Source organism: Azospirillum endophyticum, from assembly GCF_016595245.1.
In the GTDB taxonomy this organism is placed as follows: Bacteria; Pseudomonadota; Alphaproteobacteria; order Azospirillales; family Azospirillaceae; genus Azospirillum; species Azospirillum endophyticum.
The window spans coordinates 1-15,532 of record NZ_JAENHM010000053.1; the positions used below are offsets into that span (position 1 = coordinate 1).

At 67.9% G+C, this 15,532-nt stretch carries 14 protein-coding genes; 11 read left to right on the forward strand and 3 right to left on the reverse strand.

The window, feature by feature from the left end:
* Window positions 1–258 precede the first annotated feature (258 nt).
* Complete coding sequence (locus tag JHL17_RS17615; protein WP_200194954.1) at window positions 259–903, reverse strand: hypothetical protein; 645 nt, start codon at window positions 901–903, stop codon at window positions 259–261.
* A 135-nt stretch (window positions 904–1,038) separates the two neighbouring features.
* Between JHL17_RS17615 and dnaE the strand changes: the two genes are divergently transcribed.
* The 3 genes from dnaE to JHL17_RS17630 are packed head-to-tail and all read left to right on the forward strand — an operon-like array spanning window position 1,039 to window position 6,367.
* Window positions 1,039–4,530, forward strand: a complete 3,492-nt coding sequence (gene dnaE / locus JHL17_RS17620; protein ID WP_200194955.1) for a DNA polymerase III subunit alpha — start codon at window positions 1,039–1,041, stop codon at window positions 4,528–4,530.
* Window positions 4,527–5,414, forward strand: coding sequence for a hypothetical protein (locus JHL17_RS17625; protein ID WP_200194956.1), 888 nt, complete (start codon window positions 4,527–4,529; stop codon window positions 5,412–5,414). The genes dnaE and JHL17_RS17625 overlap by 4 nt, the downstream gene beginning before the upstream one ends.
* Entirely contained in the window at window positions 5,411–6,367 is a 957-nt protein-coding gene (locus JHL17_RS17630; RefSeq protein ID WP_247893628.1) for an acetyltransferase domain-containing protein, read from the forward strand. Before JHL17_RS17625 ends, JHL17_RS17630 begins: the two co-directional genes overlap by 4 nt.
* A 96-nt stretch (window positions 6,368–6,463) precedes the next feature.
* Here JHL17_RS17630 and JHL17_RS17635 read toward each other — a convergent pair whose 3' ends face one another.
* The gene (locus tag JHL17_RS17635; RefSeq protein WP_200194958.1) at window positions 6,464–6,916 is read right to left on the reverse strand and encodes a MarR family winged helix-turn-helix transcriptional regulator; all 453 of its coding nucleotides are present in this window, start codon (window positions 6,914–6,916) and stop codon (window positions 6,464–6,466) included.
* A gap of 485 nt (window positions 6,917–7,401) precedes the next feature.
* Here JHL17_RS17635 and rimO point away from each other — a divergent pair, with 485 nt between their 5' ends.
* From rimO to JHL17_RS17670, 7 genes are all read left to right on the forward strand, one after another.
* Window positions 7,402–8,721, forward strand: coding sequence for a 30S ribosomal protein S12 methylthiotransferase RimO (gene rimO / locus JHL17_RS17640; protein ID WP_200195027.1), 1,320 nt, complete (start codon window positions 7,402–7,404; stop codon window positions 8,719–8,721).
* A gap of 26 nt (window positions 8,722–8,747) precedes the next feature.
* Window positions 8,748–9,095, forward strand: coding sequence for an HNH endonuclease (locus tag JHL17_RS17645; protein WP_200194959.1), 348 nt, complete (start codon window positions 8,748–8,750; stop codon window positions 9,093–9,095).
* 68 nt (window positions 9,096–9,163) lie between these two features.
* Window positions 9,164–9,331: a hypothetical protein gene (locus tag JHL17_RS17650; RefSeq protein WP_174757095.1), complete on the forward strand. Its 168-nt coding sequence runs from the start codon at window positions 9,164–9,166 to the stop codon at window positions 9,329–9,331.
* 126 nt (window positions 9,332–9,457) lie between these two features.
* Window positions 9,458–9,709 carry a hypothetical protein gene (locus tag JHL17_RS17655; RefSeq protein WP_200194961.1) on the forward strand — a complete coding sequence of 84 codons (252 nt, stop codon included), beginning with the start codon at window positions 9,458–9,460 and terminating at the stop codon, window positions 9,707–9,709.
* A gap of 126 nt (window positions 9,710–9,835) precedes the next feature.
* Window positions 9,836–10,261, forward strand: coding sequence for an OsmC family protein (locus JHL17_RS17660; RefSeq protein ID WP_200194963.1), 426 nt, complete (start codon window positions 9,836–9,838; stop codon window positions 10,259–10,261).
* Window positions 10,262–10,507: 246 nt separating this feature from the next.
* A complete protein-coding gene (locus JHL17_RS17665; protein ID WP_211113459.1) occupies window positions 10,508–11,707 on the forward strand; it encodes an ABC transporter substrate-binding protein in 1,200 nt (399 codons plus the stop codon).
* Window positions 11,708–11,715: 8 nt separating this feature from the next.
* Window positions 11,716–14,049, forward strand: a complete 2,334-nt coding sequence (locus tag JHL17_RS17670; protein ID WP_200194965.1) for a hybrid sensor histidine kinase/response regulator — start codon at window positions 11,716–11,718, stop codon at window positions 14,047–14,049.
* A gap of 128 nt (window positions 14,050–14,177) precedes the next feature.
* On the opposite strand, the gene JHL17_RS17675 is transcribed toward JHL17_RS17670, so the two are convergent.
* A complete protein-coding gene (locus JHL17_RS17675) occupies window positions 14,178–14,417 on the reverse strand; it encodes a hypothetical protein (protein WP_211113460.1) in 240 nt (79 codons plus the stop codon).
* Between the two features lie 278 nt (window positions 14,418–14,695).
* On the opposite strand from JHL17_RS17675, the gene JHL17_RS17680 reads away from it, so the two are divergent.
* Window positions 14,696–15,520: a Crp/Fnr family transcriptional regulator gene (locus JHL17_RS17680; RefSeq protein ID WP_200194969.1), complete on the forward strand. Its 825-nt coding sequence runs from the start codon at window positions 14,696–14,698 to the stop codon at window positions 15,518–15,520.
* Window positions 15,521–15,532: the final 12 nt, after the last annotated feature.

Consider the following 15,532-nt stretch of genomic DNA (forward strand, 5'->3'; position numbering starts at 1 on the left):
CACCGATTACCTCGACGCCATTCTCGCCGTTAAAATCCGTTAACCCGGATTCGGAGCCCTGTAAGGCGCGCAAGCCGCGTGGCTGACCTGCACCCTGCCATCAGGAGTTGGGACCGGAGTCGCCCCGTAGAGGTCTGCCTCCCCAAGAAATCGCCCCCCTGGGATCGTCCTCAAGGATCGCCCTCAGGGATCGCCCTCAGGGATCGCCCTCAGGGATCGCCCTCAGGGATCGCCCTCAGGGATCGNCAGGGATCGCCCTCAGGGATCGGCATGCAGGATCCGGCATTCGTCCGATGCGTTGATCGCCCAGGACGATCCGGACAGCAGCATCGTGCCCATCTCTCCGAGGCCGCTGCTCCGGAAGCTGACCCGGTGGGCGCGGGCGAACACCTCCATCTCTTCCAGGTAGCTCTTGGTCGGCACGGCGACATAGAGGCTGCCGTTCGGCAGCCCGCGGGCACTCAGCGACAGGCGCGGTCCGAGGTCGGGGCTGACCGACAGGTCGTAGCGTTCGCCGGCTTTCACCGTCGCCCCGCTGTCCGACGGGGTGAAACCCGACAGGATGAAGCCCGATTCGTCCGAGGCGGTGCGGAAGGTCAGGCGCGGGACGGCGCTCTGCCCGACCGAAATCCCGCGCTCGGCGAGGCAGAAGCTCTTGCCGCCGGGCGGCGTGTGGATGGTGACGGTCCAGCTCTTGCCGGCGCTGAAGGGCTTGGCCGGTCCGTCCGGCAGCCCGGCCGCCGGCGGCGGCGATGCCGACGGCGGAGGCGGCACGGTTTCGCAGGCGGCGAGCGCCAGCGCCAGCCCGGTCAGCAGGGCCAAAGGCGTCGCCGCCCGAACGGCGCGCCGGCCCATGACGGCCGGCCGCAGTCGGACGACGGGTGCAAGGTGCGGCCGATCCATCGCGGCGTCCTCCCCATCCCTGAAGGTGATGCGGCGACTTCCATACCACGTTCGCAGGGACCCGCGCGACCGTCGCGGGAACCGTCCCGGCTGTGCTAGAACCGGAGGCCCATTTGCAGCAAGCCCCCGGTTGCCATGCCCCACGCCGACTTCATCCACCTGCGCGTCCATTCCGCCTATTCGCTGTCGGAAGGTGCGATCAAGGTGAAGGAGCTGGTCAAGCTCTGCCTCAAGCAGCAGATGCCGGCCGTCGCGGTCACCGACACCGGCAACCTGTTCGGCGCGCTGGAATTCGCGCTGGCGGCGTCCGATGCCGGCGTGCAGCCGATCATCGGCACCGTGCTGGGCATCACCCGCGTCGGCCCGGCCCAGACGAAACCCGGCCTGCCCGGAAAGGCGGCGGCCACCCCCGACCAGCTCGTCCTGCTCTGCCAGAACGAGGAGGGCTACCGCAACCTCGCGGCGCTGGTGTCCAAGGCCTTCCTGGAGTCGGACCCGCTGGCCGGCCCGCAGGTGGCGCTGGACGCGCTGGAGGGCCATTCCGCCGGGCTGATCGCGCTGACCGGCGGCCCCGGCGGCTCGGTCGGCCGTCTGCTGCACGAGGGGCAGAAGGATCTGGCGCTGGAGGTGCTGGACCGGCTGAAGCGGCTGTTCCCCGGCCGCCTCTATGTCGAGCTTCAGCGGCACGAAGGCGGGCGCGGCCATTTCGCCGCGGCGGAGAACGCCATCGAACCGGCGCTGATCGACCTCGCCTATGCCCACGACCTGCCGCTGGTCGCCACCAACGACTGCTATTTCGCCACCGCCGACATGTACGAGGCGCACGACGCGCTGATGTGCATCGCCGAGGGCGCCTATCTCAGCCAGGAGGATCGCCGCCGCCTGACCCCCGACCACCGTTTCAAGTCGGCGGAGGAGATGCGGCTGCTGTTCGCCGACCTGCCGGAAGCGCTGGACAACACGGTGGCCATCGCCCGGCGCTGCTCCTTCCTGCTGAAGCCGATCAAGCCGATCCTGCCGCCGTTTGCCTGCGAGGGCGGCCGCACCGAGGACGACGAACTGCGCGCCCAGTCGCGCGCCGGCCTGGAGATGCGGCTGGAGAAGGTCGTCTTCACGCCCGAGATGACGCCGGAGCAGCGCGAGGAGACCCGCAGAACCTATTTCGAGCGGCTGGAGTTCGAACTGGACGTCATCGTCAAGATGAAGTTCCCCGGCTACTTCCTGATCGTGTCGGACTTCATCAAATGGGCGAAGACTCACGACATCCCCGTCGGTCCGGGCCGCGGCTCGGGCGCCGGCTCCGTCGTCGCCTGGGCGCTGACCATCACCGACCTCGACCCGCTGCGCTTCGGCCTGCTGTTCGAGCGCTTCCTCAACCCGGAACGCGTGTCGATGCCCGACTTCGACATCGACTTCTGCCAGGACCGCCGCGAAGAGGTCATCCGCTACGTCCAGAACAAGTACGGCTACGACCGCGTCGCCCAGATCATCACCTTCGGTAAATTGCAGGCGCGCGCCGTGCTGCGCGACGTCGGCCGCGTCCTGCAGATGCCCTATGGGCAGGTCGACAAGATCTGCAAGATGGTGCCGAACAACCCGGCCAACCCGGTGACGCTGCAGCAGGCACTCGACAGCGAGGAGATGCTGCGGCAGGCCCGCGACGGCGACGACACCGTGCGCCACCTGATCGACATCGCGCTGAAGCTGGAAGGTCTCTACCGCCACGCCTCGACCCACGCCGCCGGCGTGGTGATCTCCGACCGCCCCTTGCAGGAGCTGGTGCCGCTTTACCGCGACCCGCGCTCCGACATGCCGGTCACCCAGTTCAACATGAAATATGTCGAACAGGCCGGCCTGGTGAAGTTCGACTTCCTGGGATTGAAGACGCTGACCGTGCTGAAGACGGCGGTCGACCTGATCGCCGAAAAGCCGGACCTGACCACCGTCCCGCTGGACGACGAGAAGAGCTACCAGCTGCTCAGCCGGGCCGAGGCGACCGGCGTGTTCCAGCTGGAAAGCTCGGGCATGCGCGACGTGCTGCGCCGGCTGAAGCCGAACCGGCTGGAGGACATCATCGCGCTGGTGTCGCTCTACCGGCCCGGCCCGATGGACAACATCCCCAAATACATCCGGGTGAAGAACGGCGAGGAAAAAGCCGACTACATGCATGACAGCCTGGAAGGCATCCTGAAGGAGACCTTCGGGATCATGATCTACCAGGAACAGGTCATGCAGATCGCCCAGGTGCTGTCCGGCTATTCGCTGGGCGGCGCCGATCTTCTGCGCCGCGCCATGGGCAAGAAGATCAAGGAGGAGATGGACAACCAGCGCAAGATCTTCTGCGACGGCGCCGAGGCGCGCGGCGTGAAGGCCGAGCTGGCCAGCATGATCTTCGATCAGGTCATGAAGTTCGCCGGCTACGGCTTCAACAAGTCGCACGCCGCCGCCTATGCCCTGGTCGCCTACCACACCGCCTATCTCAAGGCGAACCACCCGGTGGAGTTCATGGCGGCGTCGATGACGCTCGACCTCGGCAACACCGACAAGCTGAACGTCTTCCGCCAGGAACTCGCCCGGCTGCGCGTCAAGCTGCTGACCCCGGACATCAACAAATCCGACTCCATCTTCGGGGTGGAGCAGCTGGCCGACGGCACCAAGGCGGTGCGCTACGCGCTGGCCGCCGTCAAGGGTGTCGGCCAGCCGGCCATGCGCGCAGTGGTGGAGGAGCGGCGGAAGAACGGCCCGTTCAGGAGCCTGTTCGACTTCGCCCGCCGGCTCGACCTGAAGACCATCAACAAGCGCCAGCTGGAAAACCTCGCCTGCGCCGGCGCCTTCGACGGGCTGAACCCCAACCGCGCCCAGGTCCATGCCGCGCTGGAGACCATCATCCGCTATGCCCAGGCGGAAGCGGCGGAGCGCGACAGCGGCATCGGCAATCTCTTCGGTGGGGGCGGCGGCGGCCTGCCCGAACCCGAGATGCCCAAGGTCAAGGACTGGGAACCGTTGGAGAAGCTGAAGCACGAGTTCGGCGCCATCGGCTTCTACCTGTCGGCCCACCCGCTGGACGCCTATTCCGGCCCGCTCGGCCGCATGAAGGTGGTGCGCTCGGCCGAGTTGCAGACCGCCATCGCGAAGGGTGGCTCGACCCGCTACAAGATGGCCGGCATCGTCGTCTCGAAGAAGGAGAAGACCGCCAAGTCGGGCAACCGCTTCGCCTTCGTCGAGCTGTCCGACGCCACCGGCGGCTATGAGGTGACGCTGTTCTCCGAGGTGCTGGCCGTCAACCGCGACCTGCTGGAGCCCGGCCGGCCGGTGCTGCTGACGGTGGACGCCCAGTTGAACGGCGAGGAGGTCCGGCTGACCTGCCAGGAGATCAAGCCGCTGGAGGAGGCCGTCGCCTCGGTCAGCGCCGGCCTGCGCGTCGTCCTGCGCGACCCCGGCCCGATCGAAACCCTGCGCGCGACGCTCGACCGGTTGTCGCGCGGCAAGAGCCGCATCAACGTCCTGGTGGAGGTCGATCCCCTCAAGGAGATCGAGATCGAGCTTCCCGGCAGCTACACCATCACCGCCCAGAGCCGTTCGGCCCTGAAGGCGGTGCCGGGCGTGGTGGAGGTGGCGGAGTTGTGAGAACGACGGCGGTCCCCAGCTTTGACCGCTTCATCGCCATCGACTGGTCGGGCGCCCGCGGCAAGCGCTACGCCGGCATCGCGGTGGCGGAGTGCACGGCCGGAAACGAAGCGCCGCGGCTGGTGGAGGGTCCCGGCGGCTGGTGGTCGCGGACCGCGGTGTTCGACTGGCTGCGGGCGGAACTGGCGCGCGAGCCGGCGCTGGTCGGCATCGACTGCGCCTACTCCCTCCCCTTCGCGGTGGCGGCGCGCGGCTTTCCCGGCCAGCAGGCCACTGTTTTCAACCTATGGGACGCGGTGGAGGCGGTCTGTGCCGGCGAGCCCGATTTCGGCGGCGGCCCCTTCGCCAGCCACCCGCTGCATGGCGCGGCCTTCTGGCATGGCGGACCGCAGCCTGAATGGTACGAGGACCCGCACCGGGCGACCGAATGGGCCTGCCGTGCCGACGGGCTCGGCCACCCGCAGAGCCCCTACAAGCTGATCGGCTCCAGACAGGTGGGCAAGGGCGCCTTGGCAGGGATGCGGGTCCTGCGTGCCCTGCGCGCCGCCCTGCCCGGCCGGATGGCGGTCTGGCCCTTCGAGGAGCCCGTGCCGGGCGCGGGCGTAATGGTGGAAATCTATCCACGCCTGTTCCTGAAACACACCGGCTTCGGCCAGCGCAAGATCCGCGACGGGATGGAGATGGACGAGGCGCTGTCCCGGCTGGGCTCGCATCCGCTCGAACGGACGGGTATGGTCAGCGACCATGACAGCGACGCGCTGGTGTCGGCCGCCGGCCTGCGCTGGCTCGCCGGGCTTCCGCGGGCCTGGACGCCGCCGGGGCTGGACGACATGGCGCGCCGGCAGGAAGGATGGATTTTCGGGGTGGGGATGACAGGATCATGACCGCGATCGGCATCATGCCGGCACCGGGCCTCGTGCAGGGCAAGCGCCGGCCGGCGATCGACGTCGCGCGTGGCTTGGCGCTGGTCGCGATGGCGGCCTATCACGGCAGCTGGGACGCGACCTATTTCGGGCTTGCCGGCTTCGACCTGCTGGGCGATCCGCTGTGGCTGGCGGCCCGGACGGCGATCCTGTCGAGCTTCCTGCTGCTGGCCGGGATCGGGCTGGTGCTGGCGACCCGCGACGGTCTCGATCCCGCACGGTTCGTGCGCCGTCTGGCGCGGGTGGCCGCCGGGGCCGGGGCGGTGTCGGCGGCGTCCTACATCCTCTTCCCCGACAGTCCGATCTTCTTCGGCGTGCTGCACCATATCGCGGTGGCGAGCGTCGTCGGCCTCGCCTTCGTCCGCCTGCCGGCCGCGCTGACGCTGGCGGCGGCGGCAGCGGCCGTGCTGATCGGGACGACCCAGTCCTTCCCGCTGTTCGACAGCCCGTGGCTGCGCTGGATCGGCCTGACCACGGTGGCGCCGGACTCCAACGATTTCGTGCCGCTTCTGCCCTGGATCGGTGGCGTTCTGGCCGGGATCGGGCTTGGCAGGCTTTGGCCGGGACTGGGCGAGGGCACGGAAATAGCCGGGCCCGCCGGGCGGCTTCTGGCCCTGGCCGGGCGGCACAGCCTTGCCGTCTATCTGCTGCACCAGCCGCTGCTGTTCGGAATCGCCTGGGCCGCGGCACAGCTGATGCCGGTGGATACGCCGGCCGTGCGCGATTTCCAGGCGTCCTGCGTGGCGAGCTGCGAACGTGCCGGGGTGGCTTCCGCGACCTGCACCGCGAATTGCCGGTGCGTGCAGTCGGAACTGGCACGAAATGGTGCGTGGGAGGGGTTCGTCGCCAACCGCCTGAGCGAACGCGAGCAGCGCGGACTGGAAGCCGCGGTTGCGGTCTGCCGCAAGCCTTGACGCCGCAAGCCCTGACGATGACCGGCAGGGGGCGGCAGGCAAGCTCGAACCGCCGATGGTGCGACGGTCGACGTCAGCCCGGCCGGCCGCGGCGCATCAGACCGACTGGCGCTTTTCCAGCAGGCCACGCAACAGGCTGGTCAGCGTCTCGGCCAGCCGGTACTGGTCGTCGCCCGGCAAGGCGGCGATGACGCCGGCGAAATCGTTCAGCGGATCGTGGCGCAACAGTTCCATCGCCTTGGGCGTCGGGTGCAGCTGGGTGACGCGACGGTCTTCCGGAACCGGCACGCGAACCAGCAGTTCCTTGCCCACAAGCACCTCGACCATCTGCGAGGCGGCCCCGCGGGTGGTGGCATGGAAATCGGCGAAGGCCGACACGGTCCGCTGGCTGCTGTTTGCACCGGCGAAATAGCGAAGCGCCGTCCATTGCGACGGCTTCAGCCCGTGGGTGTAGCCGAGGCTTTCGGCGATGTGGGCGATCTGCAGCATCACGTCGGCGATGGCCTGCGGCGAGGCGCCGCCGGTCCGGTCCGAGTCTGCAAAGTCCATTGCGGCTCCGATGGGTCCGGTCCCCGTGGCACCGATGGCCGATCCCATCGGCGTCCGATCCAGTGCCCCGTTGTTCCGCACCGACATCCGGCTCGCAGCAACGCCGCGCACTTTTGCGAAGTCCATTTCTTCCACTCTATAAAGTTTAGTGGCTATACGATGGCCGTATCAAAAGGCAGGCGGCTATCGCGGTAAGGCGGCAGCCACGTCGATCGTGACATCTTTACATATATTAGCGTGATCGAACGGAAAACGGAACCTTCAACACTTCCCCTTTTTGTTGCAAATTGTCGCATTGACTCTCGACCGGAAAAATGACGGGAAGTCGCCGAACTCCAGGCAAACACAGGCGGATTCGGCATATCGGCCATGCTCGTCCGCCCTTTGGCCATGTTTCACTGGCGTAACCTTTGATTCGGGGGTATACGCGCGCGATGACCATATCCCCCGTTCCGAAGTCCGCATCGCCGGCCGCCGCCCAGACCATGGGCGCCCCGAAGGTCGGCATCGTCAGCCTCGGCTGCCCGAAGGCTCTCGTCGATTCAGAGCGCATCCTGACGCGCCTGCGCGCGGAGGGATACGAAATCTCCCCCAGCTACGACGGTGCGGACGTCGTGCTCGTCAACACCTGCGGCTTCCTCGACAGCGCCAAGAAGGAATCGCTGGACGCCATCGGCGAGGCGATCAAGGAAAATGGGCGGGTCATCGTCACCGGCTGCATGGGCGTGGAATCGGACATGATCCGGCAGGTCCACCCCGGCGTGCTGGCCGTCACCGGCCCGCACCAGTACGAGCAGGTGGTCAGCGCGGTGCATGAGGCGGTGCCGCCGACGCACAACCCCTACACCGATCTGGTGCCGCCGGAAGGGCTGCGGCTGACCCCGCGCCACTACGCCTACCTGAAGATTTCCGAAGGCTGCAACAACCGCTGCAGCTTCTGCATCATCCCGTCCCTGCGCGGCGATCTGGTCAGCCGGCCGATCCATTCGGTCCTGCGCGAGGCGGAGAAGCTGGCGGTCGCCGGCGTCAAGGAGTTGCTGGTCATCTCCCAGGACACCAGCGCCTACGGCGTCGACGTGAAGTACAAGACGGAGAAATGGTACGACCGCGAGGTCCGTACCCGCTTCTTCGACCTGTGCAACGAGCTGGCGAACTTCGACCTGTGGGTCCGCCTGCATTACGTCTACCCCTACCCGCATGTCGACGAGGTCATTCCGCTGATGGCGGAAGGCAAGATCCTCCCCTATCTCGACATCCCGTTCCAGCATGCCTCGCCCACCGTGCTGAAGGCGATGCGCCGTCCGGCCGCCCAGGAAAAGCAGCTCGACCGCATCCGCAAATGGCGCGACGAGTGCCCGCATTTGGTGCTGCGTTCCACCTTCATCACCGGCTTTCCCGGCGAGACGGAGGAAGACTTCCAGTTCATGCTGGACTGGCTGAAGGAGGCCCAGCTCGACCGCGTCGGCTGCTTCAAGTACGAGCCGGTGGAGGGCGCGACCGCCAACGACCTGCCCGGCGCCGTCCCGGAAGAGGTCAAGCAGGAGCGCTGGGAGCGCTTCATGGAGACGCAGAAGGCGATCAGCGCCGAGCGGCTCCAGCAGAAGGTCGGTTACACGCTCGGCGTGCTGATCGACGAGGTCGACGAGGACGGCGCCATCGGCCGTTCCTACGCCGACGCGCCGGAGATCGACGGCAACGTCTTCCTGAACGGCGAGACCGGCTTGAAGCCGGGCGACATGGTCGACGTCACCATCGAGCATGCCGACGAGTACGACCTGTGGGGCAGCGTCGAACGCGATCTCTGAACCCTGCCGACAGACTGGAGAGCGCCATGCCCGTAACGCCGGACGACGCCAGACTGATGGACGTCCAGCAGGGCGGGCGCTGCTTCTTCTGCGACGGGCCGGCGGGGGCCAAGGCGACCTTCGACCACCTGATCCCCCGGGCCTATGGCGGGGTCGACGACCCTGCCAACGTCGTGCTGGCGCACCGCCGCTGCAACCAGCGCAAGGGCGACCGGCTGCCGACCCATGAGGAACTCGACCGCTTCTTCGCGTTGCGCCGCTCCAGCCGGCTCGGCGTCTGGCCTCCCCTGCGCGCGTTGCGCGACGAGGACGAGGGGGCGGACGAGGAGGAGCGCTGGATGGCGGTGGCCCAGGCGATCGCGCGGGAGCGGTAAGGAGGCTTGAAACCAATGCCCTCCGATCCCGTTAACCGGGGACACCTTATAATATGGGAGAGTCCCCGATGACCGGCCAGCAGAACAAGCAGCCCCATACCGAGCAGACCGTTCGCCACACCGACGGCGAGCAGAACACCGGCAACCACAAGAAGCCGGACGCTCCCGACGCCAAGGGCGCGGACCGCTTCGGCGGCACCCGCGCCGGCGCCGAGAATGTCGAGCCCAAGAAGTAGGCGATCGGGACAAGGTCTTTTCAGGCTGGCGTCGCATCGCCGGCTTGTGCGAGATCCGGGGACGGCGCCCCGAAGGCTTCACGCCCCGAGGACCGTCCCCACTCCGCATCCGTGACCCGACACCCGATGGCACCTTCGATCTTCAAGCGCTACAAGCTGCATTTCACCCGTCCGCTGCCGGGCCTGCGCCCCGGCCGGCCGGAACGCGACGCGATGGTGGAGCGGGTGCGCCGGCTTGCCAGCGAGAACGGCATGGCCGGCGATCTCCACACCATCGCCCCCAATGCCGGCTTCGGCATCCTGGAGGTCCGCTGCACCGAGCGGCTGGCCCACCGCCTGTCCGACCTGTCCGAAATCGAAACCGTCCAGGAGGCATGACGCCCGCCCCTGCACGAAGGTGGTATGCGGCTGGCCTCGGAGCCGCCCGGCCCTAGGTCAGGCTCGACCGGACCCGCGATGCCTGCGGGCCGGACCGACCACGACCGGAAAAAGGGAGACACCAGCATGGCGATGCGGCAATCGGACGCCGAATGGCAGGGCGACCTCAAATCGGGCAGCGGCAAGATGCGGCTGGGCAGCGGCGCCTTCGAAGGCAGCTATTCCTTCCCGTCGCGCTTCGAGAACGGCCAGGGCACCAACCCGGAAGAGCTGATCGCGGCGGCGCATGCCGGCTGCTTCTCCATGGCGTTGTCGGCCGGGCTCTCCCAAGCCGGCCACGCGCCGACCCGCGTCCACACCACTGCCAAGGTGCATCTGGAGAAGGCGGGCGCCGGTTTCGCCATCACCCGGATCGAGCTCGAGTGCGAAGCGGAGATCCCCGGCATCGACGACGCCACCTTCCAGGAACAGGCGAAGGGCGCCAAGGCCAACTGCCCGGTATCGAAGGCGCTGGCCGGCACCGAGATCAGCCTGACCGCCAAGCTGCTCTGATCGCCGGAACAGGATGCGCCGTCCACAGCCGGGCGGCGCATCGTCCCCGGCCCTGCAGCCGCAAGCGTGCCGGTGACGATAACAAGCTGCGCCGCCAATGGCGACGCCGACACACCGGCCCCCGTCTTCCGCCCCCGCTTCTCGGCCGAAGGGCAGATTGACCCCACCGCTTCCCCCCACCCATAGTGCCGCGTTGCGCGCACGGAGGCCCGTCTTCCGTCCGCCTGTTCAATCGCACGACGGTCAATGTCTTCCGCAGTCCCCCGCCTCCTCCGCCCGATCCTTCTCCTGCTTGCGCTTGCGTGGGTGGTGCCGGCGGCGGCTGCCGGCCAGGAGGGACGGGAACCGGTGGTGCTGGCGCTGGACGGGGAATTCGGGCTGGCCAACAGCACCTCGGCAGAAGCCATCGAACGCGGCATCCTGACCGCCATCGACGACGTCAACCGTCAGGGCGGCGTGCTGGGGGGCCGGCCGCTGACCCTGATCGCGCGCGAACACCGGTCGATCTCCGCCCGCGGCATCAAGAACATCCGGGAACTGGCCACCATCCCCGATCTGGTCGCCGTGTTCGGCGGCCGGTTCAGTCCGGTGGTGATCGAGGAACTGCCGGTCCTGGCCCAGACCCGCACGCTGTTCCTCGCCCCCTGGTCGTCGGCCGACGCCATCATCGACAACGGGATGGAGCCGAACTACATCTTCCGCCTGTCTCTGCGCGACAGTCTGGCGATGCCCTTCCTGCTGAAGCGGGCCGCCGACCGCGGCCTGACCCGCGTCGGGCTCCTGCTGACCAACACCGCCTGGGGCCGGTCCAACCTGGACGCGGCCAACCGCCATCTCGCCGGCCGCAGGGGTCCGGAGCTGGTCGGCACCGCCTGGTACAACTGGCGCGACCGTTCGCTGATCGACAAGTACAGGGCGCTGGCCGACGACGGCGCCCAGGCGATCCTCCTGGTCGCCAACGACGACGAGGCCGCGGTGCTGGTGCGCGAAGTCGCCGCCCTGCCCCCGGCGCAGCGGCTGCCGATCCTCAGCCACTGGGGAGTCACCGGCGGCAATTTCGTCGGTCAGGCCGGACCCGCGCTTCAGGAGGTTGATTTCAGCGTGATCCAGACGGTCAGCCCCTTCCGCATCCCGCCCGAACGGCTGGCCCCGGTGCTGGAGACCGCAGGACGCCTGTTCGGCATCCGCCGGCCGGAAGACATCGTGTCTCCGGTGGGCTTCCTGCACGCCTACGACCTGACCCGCATCCTGGCCCTGGCGATCGAGCATGCCGGCACCACCGACCGCGCCACCGTGCGCGACGCCCTGGAGCAGGTGGGCCCCTATCACGGGGTCACCCGCGATTTCGACCGCCCCTTCGCCCCCGGGCGGCACGAGGCGCTCGGACCGGACGACCTGCTGATGGCCCGCTTCCGCGCCGACGGCGTGCTGGTCCCGGTGGATTGAGAGCACGGATGACCGACCCCACCCGCAACGGCACCATGCCTCCCGCCACCCAGCGGATGCTGACCTCCGGACGGCTCGCCCGCCGATTTGCGCTGGTCTCGCTGATGCTGGGGGCGCTGATCGCCATCCTGATCGGCGCCAGCCTGTATCTGGTGTCGAGCCGCCATCTGGCGCGCCAGCACCACGCCAATGTGGAGGCGAACGCCAGCCTCGCCGCCCGCCAGACCGAAGGGCTGCTGAACACGCTGGTGACCACCGTGCGCGAACTGGCGGACAACAGCATGCTCGCCACCGCGCTGGTCGATTCCGCCGGCAAGGAAAACTACCTGATCCCCTTCCTGGGCAGCTTCAACCACATCGCCAGCGTGCCGGTCGCCCTGGTCTTCACCGACTTCGAAGGGGAACCAATCGCCGACAACGGGCGCCATGCCGACCCGCTGGCCGTCGCGCCCGCCGACATGGCCTGGCTGCGCGCCGCCATCGCCGCCGGCCGCCCCGCCGCCAGGGTGGTGCGGCAGGGCGACACGCAGTTCCTGCTGGCGGCGGAGATGCTGATCTATTCCCGCACCTCCTCGCCGGAAGGAGCGCTGCTCTACAAGGTGCCGCTCGACTTCCTGGTGCTGCACCCGGAAGCGGAGCTTCTGCACGGCAGCGAAGCGCCGCCGCCGGTCGCGCCGGACATGATGGCGGTGACGGTGCCGCTGACCGTGCCCGACCGGCTGGCGGGGTTGGGGCTGCAGCTGCGGCTGGAGGCGCCGGAAACACCGACCACCGTGCGGTTGTCCTGGATGCTGCCCGCCTACGGCCTGGTCGGCATCGCCGCCCTGCTGGCGATCTATATCGGCAGCCGCGCCGTCGGCAGCCACATGACCCGCTCCCTGCGCGAGCTGGAACGTCTGGCCGGCGCCATCGCCACCGACGGCTTCACCGGGCAGCGCGCCCGGGTGCGGGGCAACGACGAGGTGTCGGCGCTGGCGCGGGGATTCAACGCCATGCTGGACCATATCGCCGGGATCCAGCGCGAGCGCGAGATGCGCGCGGCGGAGGAGATCACCATCCAGCGCACCCTGGCCGAACGCGCCGAACAGGCCCGTGCCGAAGCCGAAAGCGCCCGCAACGAGGCAGAGCGCTCGCGCCAGGAGGCGGTGATGGCCTTGATGGTGGCGGAGCGCGCCAACGCCGCCAAGACGCATTTCCTGGCGGCGGCCAGCCACGACCTGCGCCAGCCGGTGCAGTCGCTGGTCCTGCTGACCTCGGCGCTTGCGATCCGGCTGGGCGACCATCCCGCCGCCTCCCTGGTCGGCAGCATCGAGGCGTCGATGGACGCGCTGTGCCGCCTGCTCGACGCCATCCTCGACATTTCGAAGCTGGATGCCGGTACGGTTTCCCCCAATGTCCAGGCGGTGTCGCTCGGCGCCATCTTCGCACGGCTGGAGGGCGAATACCGGCTGCGCGCCGCGGAGAAGGGCGTCGCCTTCCGCAGCGTTCCCACCCACGCGACCCTGAACGCCGATCCGGCGCTGCTGGAGCGGATCATCCGCAATCTGGTCGAAAACGCGCTGCGCTACACCGACCATGGCCGCATCCTGCTGGGTTGCCGCCATGAGCGCGGGTTCCTGCGCATCCAGATCTACGACACCGGCATCGGCATCCCGCCCGAGCATCTGGAGCGGATCTTCCACGAATTCTACCAGGTCTCCAACCCGACCCGCGACCGCGGCAAGGGGCTGGGGCTGGGACTGGCCATCGTCGACCGGCTGGCGCGGCTGCTGGGCTACCGCGTGCATGTCGCCTCCTGGCCGAACAAGGGATCCTGCTTCACGCTGGAGATCCCCACCCCCACCTCGGCGACCGTCAAGGCATTGCCCGCGCCGGCTCCGGCGGAGCAGGCGCCGGAGCCCGGACGCGGCACCGCCCTGGTGATCGACGACGATCCGCTGGTCCGCGAAGGGCTGACCTTGCTGATCGAGGATTTGGGCTGGCGGGTGACGGCGGCCGACAGTGCCGGCCATGCGCTCCGCCTGCTGCGGGACCAGACTCGCCCACCCGACCTGGTCATCGCGGATTATCGGCTGGAGGCGGGCGCCACCGGGCTGGAGGCCATCCATGCGGTCGAAAGCGCCTTGCGGGAACGGGGATTCGCAGTACCGGCCAGCGTCGTTCTGACCGGAGACACCGCGCCGCAACGCATCGCCGACGCCGAGGCCAGCGGCTATCGCATCCTGCACAAGCCGATCGCCGCCAAGGAAGTCGCACAACTTCTGAGCGATTCCCTGCTGGACGGGCCCGCCAGAAAGCGTCAGACCGGCGACCGGCGCAATTCGACCATCTTGCAGGACTGATCACGCCGGTCGGACGGCCCGTTTCCCTTGAAGGCTCCCCCTTGAAATCTCGTGCGCTTGATAGGAAGCGCACGAGCCTTCAAACCTTATGTTCTACGATCGGAATCGCGCTTCAAATCGAGTCCGATCTAACGCTTCTGGCCGGCGACATCCACCTGCAGGACGAGCCGTTCGATGAATCGTACCGCCATGTCCTGCTGCAGATTCGGCGGTTCGAGCATCCCCTGCCGCAGATGCGCCGCAGCCGCGTCCTCAAGCACGCCTCGCGCCTCCTCGACCGTCAGGAGGCCCTTTTCAACCATCGCAATCACCAGCGATTCGCAAATCGAGAGAGCGGCCATCCCTGCCGCCTCTTCCTCCGCCGTCATCACGTCCCCCGTTCGATAAGTCTTTCCGGTTTGCCCGGCCGCCCAGCCGGCAGCACCCTTGCAGAAGCCATCCTGCCGATACGTCCTATTGCATAGGAAACAACAACGGGGTCGGCTGCGCGTCACAGGCCGTTCGAGAAAAATCTCCGACCGATTAACCTATGTTGTGGCCGCCTTTGCTGAAAACCCTAAACGTTCGAGATCACGCGGAACCGGCTTATCTGCGCGTCCGTTTATGAGAGCGCCAATATTATGACAAAGAAGGCAAAGATACGATCATGACTCGCGCACCGGCGAGCCGCGCCCTCGACACCACTCCATTGTGGCTCAAATTGAGCAGCTACCTCGTCCTGTCGGAGGAGGAGAAGATGTACCTTGCCGATTTGGAAAGGACAATCGCTCGTGAGCCGCCACGGACCGATCTTCTCCAACAAGGCGAAAAATACCGGGACGTCCGGATCATCAGGGACGGGTGGGCGATCCGCCACAAGGCTTTGCCGGACGGCCGGCGTCAGGTCGTGAACTTCGTTCTTCCCGGCGACATCATCGGCATGTATTGCACGCTGTTCGAATCTGCCGACCACAGCGTCACCACCTTGACAGCGGTCGAGGTGGCGAGCTTCCCGCCCGAGCGGATCGGCGAGATGTTCCGGTCCTTTCCGCGCCTCGCCGCGGCGCTGGCCTGGTCCGGCGCACGGGAGGAGGCCATGGTCGCCGAACGGCTGCTCAGCCTGGGACGGCGCACCGCGCTGGAACGCACCGCCCACCTGATCGTCGAGCTTCTCCGCCGCCTCAGCGTCGTCAACATGGCGACCGACGGCCATTTCGTTCTGCCGGTGACGCAGGAGATCCTGGCCGATGCGCTGGGGCTGAGCATCGTGCACATCAACCGCACCCTGCGGCGACTGCGCGACAGCGGACTGATCGAGCTGAACGGCCAGCGCATCACCGTTAACGACGTGCGCCAGCTCGCCTCCGTCGGCCAGTTCGACGAGCTGTATCTTCATCTGATCCGCGTGCCCAAGCGCCTGGAACGCGCCTTCGCCGGCCCCCGCCACCAGAACAACAACAAGCGGGAAGACGACGACCGGGCGAAGGCGTAAGGCTTCCGCCAC